This window comes from Brevundimonas sp. AJA228-03 (assembly GCF_017795885.1).
Taxonomy (GTDB): Bacteria; Pseudomonadota; Alphaproteobacteria; order Caulobacterales; family Caulobacteraceae; genus Brevundimonas.
This window is the reverse complement of record NZ_CP059297.1, coordinates 2,230,478-2,247,197: the sequence shown is the minus strand read 5'-3', so window position 1 is coordinate 2,247,197 and position 16,720 is coordinate 2,230,478. Positions and strand designations below refer to the sequence as shown.

Genomic DNA, 16,720 nt, shown 5'->3' with positions numbered 1-16,720 from the left:
TTGCTTGGAACCCGTCCCGCACAGGACTACGCCAGATTCAGGCGGCGCGGTCCACCCTGTGAGGCGGACGTGTTTCCGACCCGATCGGGGTCTCCCAGTCGTCGGGCTTTTCCATCGGGCCGACGGCATAGATGCCATAGCCCTGACGGCGGTGGGCGCGCTGCAGTTCGGCGTGGCAGGCCACGATGGCTTCACGGGCCGAAGACAGGGCCGCGATGGCTTCGATGGCCTTGGCCTGGGCTTCCGAACCCGCGACCGGCGAAACCTTCAGAAGGGTGCGGGCACCGATCATGGACTGCACGAGGGTCGTGGACGCCGTGATGGCCGCGTCGACCGCCTTTTCGGTGGCATAGAGATCACCAGCAATGCTGGCAACGACTTCAGTTCTATCCATGGTCAAGCCCCTCGATGAAAAAACAACGAACAACTTGTTAACACATCCGGGACGCAACAGGTAGCGTTTTGTTAACGATTCGTGGAGGGCCGCCGACCCTCCCACCGCCTGCGCCTTCCCCCCCGACGGGAGGACGGTCTTCCGGCTTGTCCATCGGGCCGACAGCGAGTGTGTCAAGCCCCAGACGGCGGGCCAGAGCGGCAAGCGTGTTGTGGGTATCGACCAGGTGGGACCGCGCCGAGGCCAGCGCCCCGATCGTGGCGGCGGTGGCGTCGAACGCCTTCTGACCCGTCACGGCAGACAGACAGGCGTGGGCCCGGGCGGCGGGCAGCATGGCGGCCAGGTTTGCGGCTTCGATCAGGGCCAGGTCGATGGCCGACTCGGCGGCATACAGGCGGATCGCCAGGGACTCGCCGACGGTTTCTCTGCTCATGGTGGATTTCCCCGGTGGCCGGATGCCACCTGAGGATGCAATCATGGGTCGTTCAGGATTGCAAGTCCCGGTTGTCGTCCAGCGAGAAGTGGGCCGTCAGGCTGGCGATGGGCTCGGCCGGGTCATCCTGCCAGGCCTCGGCCAGGACGTGCGCCACGCGGCGACCCGCGCGCGAAATACGGGCGCGGGCATGGACGTCGCGCGGCTTGCCCGACCGCAGATAGGCCGTGGTCACCGTGATGGGCCGGGGCAGGCGAAGGCGCGGCCAGACCAGGGCGACCTGGGCGATGGCGGTCAGCTCCAGCATGGCGGCGGTGGAGCCCCCGTGCAGGGCCGGCAGCATGGGATTGCCGATCAGGTGGTCGGCGAAGGGCATGACGACCGTCAGGATGTCGCCGTCGCGTTCGGTCCGAAGATCCAGAAAGCGGGCGTAGGGAATCGTGTCCAGCAGGCCGGTCATGCGGCGTCGCCTTCCGCCTTCTGGCCGGAACCGGTCGCGCCCGCGTCCCTGGCGTTGATGACATAGGTCGCCTGGGCGGCGGCGACCGGGTCGGCGGGGTCGTCCTCGAAGGCCCAGGCGCGGACGAAGCCGATGGTGCGCGTCAGTTTGTAGCAGCGGGCCTCGCTGAGCAGGTCCACGCGCGGACGGGCGGCGCGCATATAGTCGATGCGCAGGTCCAGGGTGGCGATGGGGGCATATTTGCCAAGGGCCACCCAGACGGCCAGACCCCCGACATGGTCCAGCATGGCGGTGACCAGACCGCCGGCGAAGACCTCCGTCTCCGGATCCCCGACCAGATCGGCCCGCCAGGGAGTGCGCAGGCGAACACGGTCGCCCTCGACACCCTCGTACCGGAATCCCAGCGAATGGGTGTGGGCCGCGCCCGAGGCGAGCTGCGGCAGGATGTCGGTCAGGAACGGATCGCTCATCTGTCCGTCCTTATCGGGCGCGGACTGGCGCGCAAGCCCCGCAGCATGCCCATATCGCGCCCATGATCCGACCCGAAGACCTGCTCCGACCCACGCCGGCCGGCCTGTACTGCCCGCCCGGCGACTTCTACGTCGATCCCAACCGGCCGGTGGACCGGGCGGTGGTGACCCATGGCCATGCCGACCATGCCCGATCGGGCCACGGCGCGGTGCTGGCGACGGCCCAGACCCTGGCCATCATGGCCGAGCGGTATGGCGAGGACTTCACCCGGCTGCGCCAGCCGGTGGCCTATGGAGAGACCGCCTCCCACAACGGGGTCGAGATCCGGCTGGTCCCGGCGGGCCATGTGCTGGGTTCGGCCCAGGCGGTGGTGACGTATCAGGGCCTGACCATGGTGGTGTCGGGCGACTACAAGCGTCGACGCGATCCGACCTGCACCCCGTTCGAGCCCGTCCCATGTCACGTCTTCATCTCGGAGGCGACTTTCGGCCTGCCGGTCTTCACCCATCCGCCGGATGCCGGGGAGGTGGGGCGGCTGGTCCAGTCGCTGGGCCAGTTCCCGGACCGCGCCCATCTGGTCGGGGCCTATGCGCTCGGCAAGGCCCAGCGGGTGATCCGGCTGCTGCGCGAGGCGGGCTGGGAGCGGCCGATCTACGTCCACGGCGCGCTGGAGCGGCTGAACGCCCTCTACGGGCGCGAGGGCGTCGATCTGGGCCCGATCCTGCCGGCCACGGGGCTGCAGAAGGACGCCCACTCTTCAAAAGGAGGATTGGGCGGCGAGGTCGCCATCGCCCCGCCGTCCGCAATCCAGGATCGCTGGGCGCGGCGTTTCGCCGATCCGGTGACGGCCTTCGCGTCCGGCTGGATGCTGGTCAAGGCGCGGGCGAAGCAGCGGGGCGTGGAACTGCCGCTGGTGATCAGCGACCACGCCGACTGGCCCGAGCTGATCCAGACCTTCGAGGAGGTGAGGCCCGAAGAACTGTGGATCACCCACGGCCGCGAGGAGGGGTTGCTGCGCTGGGCCGGGATCAACGGCGTCAAGGCGCGGGCGCTGCGACTGGTGGGGTATGAGGACGAGGACGAGGAGACGGGCGGGGAGGGCGGTCCGGATCAGGGCTGAGGGCCTGAGCCCGGCTGGTCGATCGTGTCCGCTGACGCCGCCGTGACGGACATTGCCACGTCACGTGTGATTGTAGAAGAAACAGGGAATGGCAAAGTCAGGACGGTTCTTGCTGTTCGCCCTCGCTGTCACATGCGGACTCGCAGTGGCGTGCAGCGAAGAGGGAGCGCCCCGGCGGGGTCACATGAGGCAGGACACATCGGCTATGACCAACCCGGTCTTCCACTTCGAGATACCTGTCACGGACATGGACCGGGCGGTCTCCTTCTACGAGGCTGTTTTTGGCTATCGCATGACCAGGCGAGACGTTGACGGCTACCCGATGGCCTTTTTTCCGCGAAGCGACGGTGCACCGGGTTCCAGCGGAGCCCTCGCCAAAGGCGACGTCTACAGGCCCTCAAAGGAGGGTGTGATCGTCTATTTCGATGTCCCGGACATTGATGCCGTCTTGCTGCGCGCCCGGGCGCACGGGGCGAATGTGCTCTATCCCAAGAAGGATATCGGCGCGGCAGGTTATGTCGCTGAAATCGAGGACAGCGAGGGCAACCGGATCGCTTTGTCGCAGGTCAGGGACTGACAGGACGGCTTCTGCTCGTGTGAAGCGCTGGGGCGCAATCACGCGTTCCACCCTCGAACGCACCCTGGACGGGTCCGTTTGTGGCTCTCTCGAACGAAGATTGCGAAAGCCACGACCGCTTCTGACGTGGGCGCGTGTCAGGCTGTCCGCACGATCATGATCCCGCGGAATGCCCCGGCCGGCCGCGTCCGGACCAGGGCCATCTCTTATCTCTCGAATACGCTCTGAACGGGGTCGAGTCCGTTTGCGAGCCGTGCCGACGGGTTGGAGCCAGGAGCAGGAATGTCAGTTTTTTGAATGCGATGGCCAGATTTTCCAAGGCCAGGCCGCAGGAGTTGGACTCCTTGCACCCGGTTTTCTGGAGTCCAGTTCGTGACCCGTGACCGTTGGTGTCCCGCCCGGCAAACCTAGAGCCTGATCGGCTGAGGAGGAATCGCTTCGCGATTCCGCCGATGCCGTGAATCAGGCTCCGGATATGAGCGAGGGCATGATTCACGCTTTCGGTTGGACCCACGACGTGGGTCCACCTCAAACGATCATGCCCTAGGCGGCGCGAACCTTGGCCTTGGGCACGTCTGCCGTGTCCGCTGTCAGGGCGGCACTCATGGCCATACGCAGGCGCTCGGGCTTGATCGGCTTCTCGACCACGGCGGCCATGCCGATCGACAGATAGTGTTTCGCATCGTCGGGATCCGCGTTGGCGGTCAGGGCGACGATCGGGACGTTGCGCGCCGGGCCGGTCAGGGCGCGGATGGCCTGGGTCGCCTGGACGCCGTCCATGCGGGGCATCTTGATGTCCATCAGGATCAGGTCGAACGGGCGGGCCTGGACGGCTTCCAGAGCCGCCAGCCCGTCCTCGGCGGTCTCGGACGAACAGCCGAACATCTCGCACAGGGCCTGGGCGACGATCCGGTTGGTGGCATTGTCGTCGACGATCAGGATGTGCGGATTGGAGGTCAGCTCAAGGTCGGCCAGGGCCGAGACGTTCGACGGATGATCGATCGCGACGTCCGACAGGGGCGCCGTGATATTGAAGGCGAAGGTGGTGCCGCGACCCTGGTTGTTCTCGGCCCAGATCCGGCCGTTCATATTGTCGATGATCTGGCGGCAGATCGACAGGCCCAGTCCCGCGCCGTCCGGACCGGAGCCGTGGACGAAGGGCTCGAAGATGGCATCCACGTGGCCGGCATCGACGCCGGGGCCGTCGTCCCGGATGCGCGCTTCCATATGGACCTGGCCATCCTGGGACCAGGCCTTGAGGCGGGCCTCCACCACGCCGTTGCGGGCGAACTTCAGGGCATTGCCGATCAGATTGTTGAACACCTGCTTCAGGCGAACGGAATCGATGTCTGCCTTCAGTTCCGTGTCGCCCTCATAGCCGACCAGCAGGCGTACGCCGTCCTGGGACGCGCGCGGGGCCCACAGGTGCTCGACATCGTCGACGAGGGCGCGCAGCGGGGTAGGCGCGGGGGCCAGCTCCAGCTCGCCGGCCTCGGCGCGCGAAAGGTCCAGCGCATCCTGCAGGATACGCAGGAGGGTCTCGGAGGAATCGACGATGGTCTGGACGTGCAGGTGGGCCGCATCGCTCAGGGGCTGGCGGCGCAGCAGCTCGGCGACGGCGAGGACGCCGTTCATGGGCGTGCGCAGCTCGTGGCTCATGATGGCCAGGAACTGGTTCTTGGCGCGGGCGGAGGCCAGCGCCTGGGTCCGGCTGTCGGCCAGAGCGCTGGCCTGCTCCTCCAGTTCGCGATTGTGGGCGCGCTGGTGGTCGTTGACGGCCTGCAGCAGGGAGATGGTGGTGCCGACACCGCGATAACGCCCCTGCCGCGTCACGATGAAGCCGCGCATCAGGGCCCCGGGGCCGGACTTCAGCAGGATGTCGCTGAAGGCATCGATGCGGACCCCGGCCTCGACCACAGCGGGCTCGGGATCCATGATCATGGAGACGGGGCGATTGGCGTAGAGCGCGTGCCCAAGTGGACCGGCGATCCTGAGCAGGAAGGCGGTGCGTTCGACCAGCCCGACGGGCCGGCCGTTCTCGACCACGGGGATCACGAGCGTATCCGGCTCATTGCTGAAACGAGCGAAAATCTCGCTGGTCGGGACCGTCGGCGAGACAGGCTCGGCGCGCTCGGTAAGAACCTCGATCGTCGGCATACAGGCCGTTACTCCATCATCACGATGAACAGTTATGGGATAACCTTCTTCGGAATCGTTAACTGTGACCCGCTGCCGCATTCCGGCCCCCATTGGCGAGGTTTTGCTGGTGTCCGTGCGGTGGTGTAAGGGCCAGGGCAAACGTCCAGAGTTCCATCCCTTTTTTCTATGCGCGCGGCCAGCCGGCCGACCGCAGGGCTGTCATGACCGAAACCCGATCCAAAGCATCGTCGGCTCTCGTCCTGTTCTCCGGTGGTCAGGACAGCGCGACCTGCCTGGCCTGGGCGATGGAGCGGTTCGGGCGGGTCGAGACCGTGGGTTTCGACTATGGCCAGCGCCATGCGGTCGAGATGGCGGCGCGGCTGAAGGTGCGCGAGAGGATGCCCGGCGTCCTGCCGGACCTGGCCGCGCGGCTGGGGCCGGACCACGTCGTGGACCTGACCGGGTTCGGGGCCATCGGCGAGACGGCCATGACGACCGACCGGGCGATCGAGGTGGGCGCGCGCGGCCTGCCGACGACCTTCGTACCGGGGCGAAACCTGATCTTCCTGACAGCGGCGGCTGCGCTGGCGGACCGGCGCGGGCTGGATGTGCTGGTCGGCGGCATGTGCGAGACGGACTTCTCCGGCTATCCCGACTGCCGACGCGAGACCATGGACGCGATGGAGCGGGCGCTGTCGCTGGGGTTTGACCGGCGCGTGCCGGTCCAGACGCCCCTGATGCGGCTGACCAAGGCACAGACCTGGGCGCTGGCGGACGAGATCGGTGGCACCGCCCTGGTCGAACTGATCGTGGAGGACAGTCACACCTGTTACCTGGGCGACCGGACGCAACGCCATGCCTGGGGCTATGGCTGCGGGACGTGTCCGGCCTGCGCGCTCCGGGCCGCGGGCTGGGACGGATGGGTCGCAGGACAATGACCTATGCGGTCAAGGAAACCTTCCTGACGGTGCAGGGCGAGGGCGGTCAGGCGGGGCGCCCGGCGGTCTTCCTGCGGTTCGCCGGGTGCAATCTGTGGAGCGGGCGCGAACAGGACCGGGCCACGGCCGTTTGCTCGTTCTGCGACACCGAGTTCGTCGGGACCGACGGTGACGGGGGCGGGCGATTTCCGGACGCGGAGGTGCTGGCGGACCATGTCGCTTCCCTGTGGATCGGTCGGGGCGGGCATCCGAAACTGGTCGTCTGCACGGGTGGCGAGCCGCTGCTGCAACTGGACGGGGCCTTGATCGCCGCCCTTCACGCCCGCGGCCTTGACATCGCGGTCGAGACCAACGGCACCCTGCCGGTGCCTGAGGGGATCGACTGGGTCTGCGTCAGCCCGAAGGCCGCGGCCCCGGTGGTGCAGATTTCAGGGGCCGAGTTGAAACTGGTCTATCCTCAGCCGCTGGCAATGCCGGACCGGTTCGAGGACCTGGATTTCGAGCGCTTCTGGCTGCAGCCGATGGACGGACCCGATCAGACGGCCAATACGGCGGCGGCCCTGGACTACTGCCTGCGCCATCCGAAATGGCGCCTCAGCATCCAGACCCACAAGTACATCGGAGTCCGTTGACCGGACGCGACCTCACGGCTGCTTCAGACGGGCAAGACCGGCGTCCGGGCCGGGGCCGATCAGATGCATCCCGAACGGCTCACCCGGGTCCTGGGCACCGCCGTCGTGATCCTCGTGGGCGCGGATCACCAGATATCCGATGTCGGCGGGATCCAGCCCCCGGGTAACCGTATGAAAACGATGTCTGCCAGCGATCTTGCAAGCAATCATGATTTACAAGGCTCCCGAAAAGGGAATGCCCATGCTTCAAGACCACCAGAACTTTGACGTCGACGAGGCGTTCGAAGTCGGCCTGTCAGAAACCGGTAACTTGTGGCAGCGCCTGGGCGTGAAGCCCGACTTCACGGGACTCGATGTGATGGAGGTCGGCTCCGGTCTCGGCTTCCTGACCGCCGATATTGCCCTGGCGGGTGCCAAAAGCGTTCTGGGTATCGATACCTGGGAACCGCGCGTGGAGTGGGGCACAAAGAAGCTGGCCCAGCGCTTCCCGCAGCTGACCAACGCCCGGTTCGACTCCACACCAACCAACGACATGGCCGGTGAGGCGCGTTTCGATGTCATCGTCTCGCAGAACACCTTCGAGCATATTGCCGATATCGACAGTGTGCTGAACTCTTTCCGTCGCCTGCTGCGCCCGGGCGGCAGAGCCTATATCGGCTTTTCCCCGATGTATCACAGCCCGTTCGGCGACCACGGCGAACTGCGTGCGAGAGTGCGCCTGCCCTGGCTGCATCTGATTGCAGGCCGCAAGCGCGTGATCGCGGCCTATAACAAGGCCAATGGCGAGAACGTCACGACACTTATCGAATGCGGCTTCAACGCCTTGAAGCCAGCAGACTTTCGCCGCGCCTTCCTCAGGTCGGGCCTCGTCGTTGAAAGCCTGCGCGTCAATCCGACAGAGGGCGGGCTCAAACAGCGCATCATGGACGCCTTTGCCCTGATCTCGAAGATCCCGGGGCTGGAGCCCTACTTCGCAACCGGCATGTACGTGGTCCTGCGCAAGCCATAGGCTGATCGCCCTGGATTGGCGTGCGCGTGGCCTTGTAACCTCGGGCAGTTGCGAGGCGATCCGTCATGGCCGTTGTTTGAGCGTCGGTTCATGTCGATCCCGACGGCCCACGCGCCGGATATCTGCGAGGGCAGGATTCACGCTTTCGCTGGACCCACGACGTGGGTCCAGCTCAAACGATCATGCCCTAACAGCGCTGGCCGTTGGCGCGGCGTTGCTCGCATCGGCGTTGCTCGCGTTCGTGGTCGCGCTGCTCGCGCGCCTGGCGCGCGCGGGTTTCCTCGTCGGAGGTGGTGACGGAATCCACTCCGGCACCGACGACCGCACCCGTGACCTTTGCCGCGCCACCGACCACCGCACCCGCCGTGCCGACCACGGCCCCGACCAGACAGCCCTGGAGCATCAGTGCGCCCGCGAGGACGATCGACAGGGCGGCGGTGCGTCTGGCAGTGCGGAACATGGTTCGCACCTAATCCGAACCGGGTGAATGGATTGTGACCGGACCGATTTGCGCCCGGTGCCTCAGCATGGCGTCGGCCAGCACGCAGGCGGCCATGGCCTCGACCACCGGAACGCCGCGCAGGGCGACGCAGGGGTCGTGGCGACCTATTGTCCGCAGGTCGGTCTCGGTGCCGTCGCGGGTGACGGTCTGTCGCGGGGTCAGGATCGAGGATGTCGGCTTGAAGGCGATGCGGGCGGTCAGGGGCTGGCCGGTCGAGATGCCGCCGAGCACGCCACCCGCCTGGTTCGACTGGAAGACGATCCCGCCGTCCGGACCGATCCGCATCTCGTCGGCATTGTCCTCTCCCGACAGTTCGGCGGAGGCGAAGCCGGCCCCGATCTCGACGCCCTTGACGGCGTTGATCGACATCATGGCAGCGGCCAGTTCGGCGTCCAGCTTGCCGTAAAGAGGGGCACCCCAGCCGGCGGGGATACCGGTGACCTCCAGGGCGACCACGGCACCGGTGGACGAGCCCGCCTTGCGCACGCCGTCCAGCCAGCCTTCCCACGCGGGCACGACCCCGGCGGAGGCGGCGAACAGCGGGTTGTCCTGGACGACGGAAAAATCAACGCTGTCCGGCGCGATCCTGTGCGGACCCAACTGGACGATGCCGGCGCGGATGACGATGCCGTCGCCCAGAATGCGGCGGGCGACGGCCCCGGCGGCGACCCGGCTGGCGGTCTCGCGCGCCGAGGACCGTCCGCCGCCGCGATGGTCCCGCACGCCATATTTGGCCTGGTAGGTCATGTCGGCATGGCCGGGCCGGAAGGCGCGGGCGATCTCGCCATAGTCTTTCGACCGCGCATCCTCATTGTCGATATGGATGGCGATCGGTGTGCCGGTGGTCACGGGCCCGTCGCCGTCGTCGAAAACCCCGGACAGGATGCGGGCGGTGTCGCTTTCCTTCCTCTGCGTGACGAAGCGGCTGCCCCCGGGTTTTCTTCTGTCCAGCCAGGGCTGCAGATCGGCCTCTGACAGAGGAATCCGGGGCGGACAGCCGTCAACGACGCAGCCGATCGCCGGCCCGTGGCTTTCGCCCCAGGTCGTCACGCGAAACAGATGGCCGAAGGTGTTGTGGGACATGATCCCGCGATTAGGCCGCCAAACGGTCCGGCGTCCAGACCCGGGTGAAGCGGGCCAGCATGTCTTCGGCGGCCGAGGGCGCGACCTCGCTGGCGAACAGGGTGACGAACAGGTGTCCGGTCCTGTGCGAGCCGCGCGCGGGCAGGCCGAGATCGCGCAGGCGCAGGCGGACGGGCGATTGCAGGCCGGGGGTCAGCCAGGCGGAGCGCGTCCCGGCGTGGGTCTCGATCTCGAGGCGGCCTCCGTCGGCCAGCACGCGCGGTGTGGCCCCCCAGCGCATGTGCAGATCGTCGCCCAGGACGGCGAGGCCATCGCTCGGCCGGATCAGGACGGGAAGGTACAGGTCTGACCCGTCGTCGGCGGCATTCTTCAGTCGAAGATGTTCCCCGGTGCGCATCCCGGCCGGCGCGTGCACCCGCAACGATCGCATGCCGAGGCGGACGGTGGCATCGCCGCCCTGGATGGCCTGAAGCGGCGTCAGGCCAACGACCGGCAGGGCGACAGGACGCGTCGTCGGCGCGGCGAGGGCGGGGTGCCCGCCCCCCCGATCCTGGATCAGGCGATAGGCGGCGATGACGCGGCGAAAACGGTCCGCATCGCCGCCGGGCAGGTCGGGCCGAGCCCCCTTGACGGCCAGGCGGAAGGCCCGCGCCACCTCGGTCTGGTCGGTCGGGCCGTGCAGCCCGAGGACGGCGAAGGCTTCGTTCAGGGTCTGGTCGGATGGGTTCATGCGGCGAATAGGCCCTCGGCATGGTCAAGGACGGGTTAACCGTGCGGAGGTGGGCGGCGCTTGCTATATCGGCCGCATGACCAGCGCCGTGATCCCGCCCAGCCCGTCCCGCGAGGAGTATGCCCGCGACTATGCCGCCGCTCTTGCGGCCAACGGAGACGAGACGATCTTCGATCGGGCGGAGCCGATCGGGCTGATGATCGACTGGCTGGCCCAGGCCCGGGCACATGAGCCGAATGACCCCAATGCCATGGGCCTGTCCACGGTGGATGCCGATGGCGCGCCGGACAGTCGGATGGTCTTGCTCAAGGACGTCGATGCACGGGGATTGACCTTCTATTCCAATCGCGAGAGCGCCAAGGGGCTTCAGCTCCAGGACCGGCCGCGTGCGGCGCTGCTGTTTCACTGGAAGTCGCTGCGACGCCAGGTGCGGATACGCGGCGCGGTCGAGCCGGTCAGTACCGAGGAGGCCGATGCCTATTTCGCCAGCCGGGCGCGTGAAAGCCGGATCGGTGCCTGGGCTTCGGACCAGTCACGGCCACTGGCCGGGCGCTCCGAACTGGAAGCTGCGGTCGCGCGCGAGACGGCGCGGTTCGAGGGCACGGACGTGCCCCGGCCCGGGCACTGGACGGGATGGCGCGTGGTGCCGGATGTCGTCGAGTTCTGGAGGGACCGGCCATTCCGTCTTCACGATCGCCTGCGCTTCATCCGGGCTGGCGATGACTGGACGCGCGCCCGGCTTCAGCCCTGAACCCGGGTGCCATAGCGGGCCAGGAAGGTCTGCACGGCATCTTCCGCGATCTGCGCATTGGATCGGGTCGCCCGAACCTCGTCCCCCGTGACGAGGGGCATGAAGAACACCGGATGCTCGATCATTCCCATCAACTGGCCGGCGGCCCAGGACGGCTTGTCGATCCCCAGCTGGCCGCGCTCTGACAGGCGCGACAGGGCGGCTATGAGGGGGCGGCCGAAATCGGTGCGTCCCTTGTCGAAGAACTGCTGGGCGACGTCGCGGAAGCGGGGCCGCTCCGCCATCACAAGTCGGAAAACGGCTCGCACAAACGGATCACCCATGAAGTCGGCATAGGCGGTGGCGAAAAGGATGAGCTGATCGCGCGCCGCGCCATCCGCGACGCGGACGCGTTCCATCTGGGCCGAGAAGTCGGCCGAGGCGTCCGCTATGACCGCCGTGAACAGGTGCTCCTTCGAGGGGAAATAGGCGTACAGGGTCGCCGTCGAGACGGTCGCCGCCCGCGCTACAGGTTCGATCTTCGTGGCCGCATAGCCGTTGGCCATGAAGTGGCGGCGCGCTTCGCGAACGATTGCCTGGCGACGCTGGTCGTCCACTTCGAGGACGCTGGCCTGGGCGTTGTGTGAGTGCATCCGGTTACCCTTAGCCCACATAGTTACGCTTCGGAAAGTCAGACGACGTCGTCAGGTCTGATGCGCCAGGAGGGGTGCCAGCAGGGGATGCGCCAGCAGGGGGGCGGCCAGGCGCACGATAACCTGCGGATCGTCCAGTCGGACCGCGGCCGTGGCATCGGCGATGACGAAATCGGCCCGTGTGCGGGATGGCTCTGTCAGGCGCTCGTGACCCGGCCGTACCGTCCTGAGGTACTGGTCGATGACCGAGGCCGATGTACGGCCTCGCTGGGCCTGATCGCGCAGCAGCCGACGGATGAACCGGATGTCGGACGGCGTGTCGACGAACACGCGGATGTCGAACAGGTCCGCCACCGCGGGCGTGCACAGTATATGGGTCCCCTCCACAATCACGACGGGCGCGACCGGGATGACCTCGCCGTCCGGCTCCCGTCCGTGGTGGATGAAGGAATAGACCGGTGCGGTGACGGGTTTGCCCGCCTTCAGTCGGCACAGGTCCTCGTACAGCAGATCGTGGTCACGGGCGGCGACGTCGTCGAAATCGAAGGTCGCGGCATCGAAGCCGGGCAGGGATGCGGCGTCGCGGTAGTAGGAATCCTCGCGCATCAGCACGGCGGTACCGGGCGGCAGGACCGAAGCGACGGTTTCGGCCAGCGTCGACTTGCCCGAGCCCGAGCCGCCGGTTATCGCGATGAGAAGGGTCATGGCGGGCCCTTACCGCCCGCCACGGCTCAGCGGAAGACGCAGGTCAGACCGGCGTACAGGCTTTCGACCACACCATCGGGCGCATCCGTGCCCAGAAAGCCCATGTCGAACGCCTCGGGGTCCCGAAGGGACAGGTCCGCAAAAAACGCCAGAACCGTGGATCCACAATGGCCGGACGTGCGCAGGGATCTGCCTGCCCTTGAGTCACGTTGCTTAACGACGGTCACCTCGGCTAGCTTGGCCCAAGCCCCGCATGCAGCCGGGGTATGTAAGGGAATGCGATGCTGGGATTGATGCAGGACTGGCCGCTGACGGTCGACCGGATCCTTGACCACTCGAAGAACTGGCACAGCCATCGCCAGGTCGTGACCCGATCGGTGGAGGGGCCGGTCGTGCGGACGACCTATGGCGATATCCATGGTCGGGCCAAGCAGGTTTCCAACGTGCTCAAGGAATGGGGCATCAAGGTCGGTGACCGGGTCGCGACCCTGGCCTGGAACACCGGCAACCACATCGAGGCCTGGTACGGCATCATGGGGATCGGGGCGGTGTGCCATACACTGAACCCGCGCCTGTTTCCCGAGCAATTGATCTACATCATCAACCACGCCGGCGACCGGATCATTTTCGTCGATCTGACGTTCGTGCCGCTGCTGGAAGCGATCCTGCCGCATTGTCCCAGCGTCGAGCGGGTCGTGGTGCTGACCGACGCATTTCACATGCCGGCGACGAAACTGCCCAGGGCGGAATGCTATGAGGCGATCCTGGCGGGCGTGTCGCAGGACTGCGTCTGGGGCGATTTCGACGAGCAGACCGCCTGCGGACTTTGCTACACCTCGGGGACGACGGGAAACCCGAAAGGGGTGCTGTATTCGCACCGGTCGAACTTCATCCACACCCTGCTGGGCATGCAGTCCACGGTGCTGGGGCCGTCGCCGAAGGAAGTCATCCTGCCGGTCGTGCCGATGTTCCACGCCAATGCCTGGGGCATTGCCTTCGCGGGACCGGCGTCGGGGGCCAAGCTGGTCATGCCGGGGGCCAGGATGGACGGCGCCTCCATCTATGAGCTGATCGTGTCGGAAGGCGTGACCTTCTCGGCCGCCGTGCCCACCGTCTGGCAGGGGCTGCTGGCCCACCTGCGCGAGCACAAGCTGACGATCCCGACGGTCAAGCGGGTGCTGATCGGCGGCTCGGCCGTGCCGGAGAGCCTGATCCGTGCCTTCCACGACGAGTTCGGCATCGAGGTCTCGCAGGGCTGGGGCATGACCGAGACCTCGCCCATCGGCACCATGTCGATCCTGACGCCCGAGCTCGACGCCCTGCCTTATGACGAGGGCATGAAGTGGCGGATCAAGCAGGGGATGCCGCCGCTGGGCGTCGAGCTGAAGCTGAAGAACTATGCCGGCCAGGAGATGCCGCACGACGGCACGACCTACGGCCGTCTGATGATCAAGGGCCCGACCATCGCCCGCGCCTATTTCCGCGACGAGGGCGGCGACATCCTGGACCACGAGGGCTTCTTCGACACCGGCGACGTCTCGACGATCGACGAGCACGGCTTCATGCAGATCACCGACCGGGCCAAGGACGTGATCAAGTCCGGTGGCGAATGGATCAGCTCGATCGAGATCGAGAACATCGCCGTGGGCCATCCCAGGGTCGAACTGGCGGCCGTCATCGGCGCGGCCCATCCGAAATGGGACGAGCGGCCGGTGCTGATCATCAAATTGAAGCCCGGCGAGACCCAGGACAAGCAGGAGCACCTGGACTTCCTGGTCGGCAAGATCGCCAAATGGTGGATGCCCGACGATGTCGTCTTCGTCGACGACATCCCGCTGGGGGCCACGGGCAAGATCGACAAGAAGAACCTGCGCGAGCAGCTGAAGGATTATCGGCTGCCGACCTCGGTCGAGCCGGCGCGGGTCTGAGGCGTGGCCGGACGGAGTCCGGTGCGCGGCCTGATGGCCGTCCGTGCCGCCGTCGCGGCCGCTCTGGCCGGCCCCCTCGTGGTGCTGGTCGCGGTGCTGCTGGTGGCCAGCGGTGTGATCCCGGTGAGCATCGGGCTCGACCTCCTTGCCTTGAAGGTCGGTCCGGGTCTGAGCGTGCTGGCGGTGGTCATCGCTCTGGTCGCGCTTCCGGGCGCGTTCCGGAGCTTCGCGCGCCTGGGCCTGATCGCCCTCGCGACGCTGGTCGTCGCCGTCGGCGGGGCGGGCGCGTTTCTCTGGCGGGTACAGGCCATGGCGGCCGTCGGTCCTCTGGACGTCACGACCGATCCGGGCGATCCACCGGGCGTCCCGGACGCCGTCGGCCCCGGCGTCGCCTGCCCGGGCGTGTCCGCGCCCATGACCCAGTCTGCGGAGGGCGCGGCGGGCTGGGCCATGCAACAGGCCGGTTTCCGCATCACCGACGCCAGCCTGTTCCAGATCAGGGGCGAGCGCACCGGGACCTTCTTCGGCCTGCGGCATGAGGCGGTCATCCGCATCCGTCCGGGCCGGACCGATGTCCGGGTCGTGGCCCGCTATGACCGCGCCGACGGCGGCGAGACCTGTCGGCTGGCGGGCGCGCTGGTCGCTGCGCTTCAGGCCGGTCGATAGGTCGCCGCAAGCGTCGGTTCGCCGTCGGCGATGACGCGCCGGTCCCTCACCAGCTTGATCAGGTGCGCCCAGACCGACAGGCCGGCTGCGGCCCACAGGCGCTGGTCCACGGCGGCATACAGAACCGGAACCATCGCCGCGATGGTATGATCCCCGGCCAGGAGGCGGCTCATGATCTGGGCCTCGCGATCCAGGCGATGCTGGCGATAGGCAGCGAGGAAGGGCGCGGGCTCGGTCACCGGCGCGCCGTGCGTGGGCCACAGGGTCGAGAAATCGGCCGCGATCACCCGCTCCAGGCTGCGCATGTAGTCGCCCATGTCGCCGTCGGGCGGGGCGACCACAGTGGTGGACCAGCCCATGACGTGGTCGCCGCAGAACAGGGCGTTCTCGTCTTCCAGGGCGAAGGCCATGTGGTTGGACGCATGACCCGGTGTGAAAAGGGCGCGAAGGGTCCAGCCTTCGCCGGCGATCGCCTCGCCCCCCGTCAGGACCGTATCGGGTGAAAACGCGGCGTCCTCCTCCTCGTCGAGGGGACCCGACGCATGCGTGTCCTGCGCGGGCGGGCGCGCGGCCAGGATCGGTGCTCCGAGGCGTCCGGCGAACGGGCGGGCGAGGGGAGAATGGTCGCGGTGGGTGTGGGTCACCAGGATATGGCTGACCGTCCGGCCCGCGACGGCCTGTGTCAGGGCGTCCAGATGTGCAGCATCGAGCGGGCCGGGGTCGATGACCGCGACGGACGATCCAGGCCGGGAATGGCCGACGATATAGGTGCCGGTGCCGGTGAAGGTGAACGGGCCGGGGTTGTTGCAGATGACCCTCTGGATCAGGGGCGAGACCTGATCGGCGCGGCCATACCGGAAATCGAAGGCGCGGACGAAGGGAATGGCCTGAAGCACGGACATGACGCTGGTCTCGAAATGGCACGAAGGACGACGGCCCGTTCCTTGCCTTAACAGAACGTAAACCTGTTCTGGAGCACCTGTCTTGGCCCGATCAATCGCACTGACTGTCTCAAGCCGGCTCCAGCCCGTCGCGGCGGCCATGCTGTGCCTGATGGCCGCACAACTGGTCCTGGCATCCTGTGGCGATCCGGAACCGATCCCCTACGCCGCGCGGACTGCGATCAGCCGCTAGAGCGGCAGCCGGCTGAGGTCATAGCCCGCTGCGGCGGCGGCTTCGCGCAAGGTCTGCGCATCGGACCGATCCAGCGCCCGCATGGCCAACGCCCAGGCCATGGCGGACCGGGTGCCCGAGCGACAGAACATCAGGACACGTTCCTGAGGCTCGAGAGCCGCAATGGCCGTCGCAGTCGCGGTCACCGCCGCCTCGTCCGGAAGACCCCGAACGGGAGCATGGACGAACCGCATGCCTGCGGCCGCCACAGCGCTGGCCATTTCGTCGGCCGAAGGTTGACCGGGGTCTTCATTATCCGGACGATGGCTGATCACGACGACGACACCCGCGTCGGCGAACGCCGCGAGACTGTCGAGGGCGATCTGCGGGGCGACAAGGGTCCCCGCGTCCAGGGTCTGGTAGAAGGCGGTCATGCG

Annotated in this window: 22 protein-coding genes; 9 read left to right on the top strand and 13 right to left on the bottom strand. The window is 67.3% G+C overall.

Going from position 1 to position 16,720, the window contains the following annotated elements:
- Positions 1-37 precede the first annotated feature (37 nt).
- Genes HZ989_RS11230 through HZ989_RS11215 form a run of 4 tightly spaced genes read right to left on the bottom strand, consistent with a single transcriptional unit; the run spans position 38 to position 1,757 of the window.
- Entirely contained in the window at positions 38-394 is a 357-nt protein-coding gene (locus HZ989_RS11230) for a hypothetical protein (protein ID WP_209320913.1), read from the bottom strand.
- A 37-nt stretch (positions 395-431) separates the two neighbouring features.
- On the bottom strand, positions 432-827 hold the full coding sequence (locus tag HZ989_RS11225) for a hypothetical protein (protein WP_209320912.1): 396 nt from the start codon (positions 825-827) through the stop codon (positions 432-434).
- 52 nt (positions 828-879) lie between these two features.
- Complete coding sequence (locus HZ989_RS11220) at positions 880-1,287, bottom strand: PaaI family thioesterase (RefSeq protein ID WP_209320911.1); 408 nt, start codon at positions 1,285-1,287, stop codon at positions 880-882.
- On the bottom strand, positions 1,284-1,757 hold the full coding sequence (locus HZ989_RS11215) for a PaaI family thioesterase (protein WP_209320910.1): 474 nt from the start codon (positions 1,755-1,757) through the stop codon (positions 1,284-1,286). The genes HZ989_RS11220 and HZ989_RS11215 overlap by 4 nt, the downstream gene beginning before the upstream one ends.
- Positions 1,758-1,819: 62 nt before the next feature.
- On the opposite strand from HZ989_RS11215, the gene HZ989_RS11210 reads away from it, so the two are divergent.
- Together HZ989_RS11210 and HZ989_RS11205 are read left to right on the top strand one after the other, a co-directional pair.
- Positions 1,820-2,878: a ligase-associated DNA damage response exonuclease gene (locus HZ989_RS11210; RefSeq protein ID WP_209320909.1), complete on the top strand. Its 1,059-nt coding sequence runs from the start codon at positions 1,820-1,822 to the stop codon at positions 2,876-2,878.
- Between the two features lie 205 nt (positions 2,879-3,083).
- Positions 3,084-3,455 carry a VOC family protein gene (locus HZ989_RS11205; protein ID WP_209320908.1) on the top strand — a complete coding sequence of 124 codons (372 nt, stop codon included), beginning with the start codon at positions 3,084-3,086 and terminating at the stop codon, positions 3,453-3,455.
- 543 nt (positions 3,456-3,998) lie between these two features.
- Here the strand turns inward: HZ989_RS11205 and HZ989_RS11200 are convergent.
- Complete coding sequence (locus tag HZ989_RS11200) at positions 3,999-5,612, bottom strand: response regulator (protein ID WP_209320907.1); 1,614 nt, start codon at positions 5,610-5,612, stop codon at positions 3,999-4,001.
- Positions 5,613-5,815: 203 nt separating this feature from the next.
- On the opposite strand from HZ989_RS11200, the gene queC reads away from it, so the two are divergent.
- The 3 genes from queC to HZ989_RS11185 all read left to right on the top strand — a co-directional run bounded on the left by queC (position 5,816) and on the right by HZ989_RS11185 (position 8,173).
- Positions 5,816-6,532, top strand: coding sequence for a 7-cyano-7-deazaguanine synthase QueC (gene queC, locus HZ989_RS11195; RefSeq protein ID WP_209320906.1), 717 nt, complete (start codon positions 5,816-5,818; stop codon positions 6,530-6,532).
- Positions 6,529-7,164, top strand: a complete 636-nt coding sequence (gene queE / locus HZ989_RS11190) for a 7-carboxy-7-deazaguanine synthase (protein WP_209320905.1) — start codon at positions 6,529-6,531, stop codon at positions 7,162-7,164. The genes queC and queE overlap by 4 nt, the downstream gene beginning before the upstream one ends.
- Positions 7,165-7,372: 208 nt before the next feature.
- Positions 7,373-8,173 (top strand): class I SAM-dependent methyltransferase, encoded by an 801-nt coding sequence (locus HZ989_RS11185; protein WP_209320904.1) that lies wholly within the window; start codon positions 7,373-7,375, stop codon positions 8,171-8,173.
- A 187-nt stretch (positions 8,174-8,360) separates the two neighbouring features.
- Here the strand turns inward: HZ989_RS11185 and HZ989_RS11180 are convergent, their stop codons facing one another.
- From HZ989_RS11180 to HZ989_RS11170, 3 genes are read right to left on the bottom strand one after another with little or no spacing between them, the layout of a single operon-like run.
- A complete protein-coding gene (locus tag HZ989_RS11180; protein WP_209320903.1) occupies positions 8,361-8,633 on the bottom strand; it encodes a hypothetical protein in 273 nt (90 codons plus the stop codon).
- Positions 8,634-8,642: 9 nt separating this feature from the next.
- Positions 8,643-9,758 (bottom strand): chorismate synthase, encoded by a 1,116-nt coding sequence (gene aroC, locus HZ989_RS11175; RefSeq protein ID WP_209320902.1) that lies wholly within the window; start codon positions 9,756-9,758, stop codon positions 8,643-8,645.
- Positions 9,759-9,768: 10 nt separating this feature from the next.
- Positions 9,769-10,488: a DnaJ C-terminal domain-containing protein gene (locus HZ989_RS11170; RefSeq protein ID WP_209320901.1), complete on the bottom strand. Its 720-nt coding sequence runs from the start codon at positions 10,486-10,488 to the stop codon at positions 9,769-9,771.
- A 76-nt stretch (positions 10,489-10,564) separates the two neighbouring features.
- On the opposite strand from HZ989_RS11170, the gene pdxH reads away from it, so the two are divergent.
- Positions 10,565-11,239: a pyridoxamine 5'-phosphate oxidase gene (pdxH, locus tag HZ989_RS11165; RefSeq protein WP_209320900.1), complete on the top strand. Its 675-nt coding sequence runs from the start codon at positions 10,565-10,567 to the stop codon at positions 11,237-11,239.
- Here pdxH and HZ989_RS11160 read toward each other — a convergent pair.
- The 3 genes from HZ989_RS11160 to HZ989_RS11150 are packed head-to-tail and all read right to left on the bottom strand — an operon-like array spanning position 11,230 to position 12,803.
- The gene (locus HZ989_RS11160; protein WP_209320899.1) at positions 11,230-11,871 is read right to left on the bottom strand and encodes a TetR/AcrR family transcriptional regulator; all 642 of its coding nucleotides are present in this window, start codon (positions 11,869-11,871) and stop codon (positions 11,230-11,232) included. The two genes, pdxH and HZ989_RS11160, sit on opposite strands and share 10 nt — an antisense overlap.
- Before the next feature lie 51 nt (positions 11,872-11,922).
- A complete protein-coding gene (udk, locus tag HZ989_RS11155) occupies positions 11,923-12,576 on the bottom strand; it encodes a uridine kinase (RefSeq protein WP_209320898.1) in 654 nt (217 codons plus the stop codon).
- 26 nt (positions 12,577-12,602) lie between these two features.
- A complete protein-coding gene (locus HZ989_RS11150; protein WP_209320897.1) occupies positions 12,603-12,803 on the bottom strand; it encodes a hypothetical protein in 201 nt (66 codons plus the stop codon).
- A gap of 54 nt (positions 12,804-12,857) precedes the next feature.
- Between HZ989_RS11150 and HZ989_RS11145 the strand changes: the two genes are divergently transcribed.
- Both HZ989_RS11145 and HZ989_RS11140 read left to right on the top strand, forming a co-directional pair.
- Positions 12,858-14,504: a long-chain-fatty-acid--CoA ligase gene (locus HZ989_RS11145; RefSeq protein WP_209320896.1), complete on the top strand. Its 1,647-nt coding sequence runs from the start codon at positions 12,858-12,860 to the stop codon at positions 14,502-14,504.
- 3 nt (positions 14,505-14,507) lie between these two features.
- Positions 14,508-15,170, top strand: a complete 663-nt coding sequence (locus tag HZ989_RS11140; protein ID WP_209320895.1) for a DUF1499 domain-containing protein — start codon at positions 14,508-14,510, stop codon at positions 15,168-15,170.
- Here the strand turns inward: HZ989_RS11140 and HZ989_RS11135 are convergent.
- A complete protein-coding gene (locus tag HZ989_RS11135; protein ID WP_209320894.1) occupies positions 15,155-16,072 on the bottom strand; it encodes an MBL fold metallo-hydrolase in 918 nt (305 codons plus the stop codon). The genes HZ989_RS11140 and HZ989_RS11135 overlap by 16 nt on opposite strands.
- A gap of 82 nt (positions 16,073-16,154) precedes the next feature.
- On the opposite strand from HZ989_RS11135, the gene HZ989_RS11130 reads away from it, so the two are divergent.
- Positions 16,155-16,304, top strand: coding sequence for a hypothetical protein (locus HZ989_RS11130; protein WP_209320893.1), 150 nt, complete (start codon positions 16,155-16,157; stop codon positions 16,302-16,304).
- Here HZ989_RS11130 and HZ989_RS11125 read toward each other — a convergent pair.
- Positions 16,301-16,717, bottom strand: coding sequence for a TIGR01244 family sulfur transferase (locus HZ989_RS11125; RefSeq protein ID WP_209320892.1), 417 nt, complete (start codon positions 16,715-16,717; stop codon positions 16,301-16,303). The genes HZ989_RS11130 and HZ989_RS11125 overlap by 4 nt on opposite strands.
- Positions 16,718-16,720 lie beyond the last annotated feature (3 nt).

Coding starts and splice junctions, on each gene's coding strand:
- HZ989_RS11205 (WP_209320908.1), top strand. CDS start 3,084: ATGACCAACCCGGTCTTCCACTTCGAGATACCTGTCACGGACATGGAC.
- HZ989_RS11200 (WP_209320907.1), bottom strand. CDS start 5,612: ATGCCGACGATCGAGGTTCTTACCGAGCGCGCCGAGCCTGTCTCGCCG.
- HZ989_RS11225 (WP_209320912.1), bottom strand. CDS start 827: ATGAGCAGAGAAACCGTCGGCGAGTCCCTGGCGATCCGCCTGTATGCC.
- HZ989_RS11135 (WP_209320894.1), bottom strand. CDS start 16,072: ATGTCCGTGCTTCAGGCCATTCCCTTCGTCCGCGCCTTCGATTTCCGG.
- HZ989_RS11125 (WP_209320892.1), bottom strand. CDS start 16,717: ATGACCGCCTTCTACCAGACCCTGGACGCGGGGACCCTTGTCGCCCCG.
- aroC (WP_209320902.1), bottom strand. CDS start 9,758: ATGTCCCACAACACCTTCGGCCATCTGTTTCGCGTGACGACCTGGGGC.
- HZ989_RS11215 (WP_209320910.1), bottom strand. CDS start 1,757: ATGAGCGATCCGTTCCTGACCGACATCCTGCCGCAGCTCGCCTCGGGC.
- HZ989_RS11220 (WP_209320911.1), bottom strand. CDS start 1,287: ATGACCGGCCTGCTGGACACGATTCCCTACGCCCGCTTTCTGGATCTT.
- udk (WP_209320898.1), bottom strand. CDS start 12,576: ATGACCCTTCTCATCGCGATAACCGGCGGCTCGGGCTCGGGCAAGTCG.
- pdxH (WP_209320900.1), top strand. CDS start 10,565: ATGACCAGCGCCGTGATCCCGCCCAGCCCGTCCCGCGAGGAGTATGCC.
- HZ989_RS11170 (WP_209320901.1), bottom strand. CDS start 10,488: ATGAACCCATCCGACCAGACCCTGAACGAAGCCTTCGCCGTCCTCGGG.
- HZ989_RS11185 (WP_209320904.1), top strand. CDS start 7,373: ATGATTTACAAGGCTCCCGAAAAGGGAATGCCCATGCTTCAAGACCAC.
- HZ989_RS11160 (WP_209320899.1), bottom strand. CDS start 11,871: ATGCACTCACACAACGCCCAGGCCAGCGTCCTCGAAGTGGACGACCAG.
- HZ989_RS11145 (WP_209320896.1), top strand. CDS start 12,858: ATGCTGGGATTGATGCAGGACTGGCCGCTGACGGTCGACCGGATCCTT.
- queE (WP_209320905.1), top strand. CDS start 6,529: ATGACCTATGCGGTCAAGGAAACCTTCCTGACGGTGCAGGGCGAGGGC.
- HZ989_RS11230 (WP_209320913.1), bottom strand. CDS start 394: ATGGATAGAACTGAAGTCGTTGCCAGCATTGCTGGTGATCTCTATGCC.
- HZ989_RS11180 (WP_209320903.1), bottom strand. CDS start 8,633: ATGTTCCGCACTGCCAGACGCACCGCCGCCCTGTCGATCGTCCTCGCG.
- queC (WP_209320906.1), top strand. CDS start 5,816: ATGACCGAAACCCGATCCAAAGCATCGTCGGCTCTCGTCCTGTTCTCC.
- HZ989_RS11210 (WP_209320909.1), top strand. CDS start 1,820: ATGATCCGACCCGAAGACCTGCTCCGACCCACGCCGGCCGGCCTGTAC.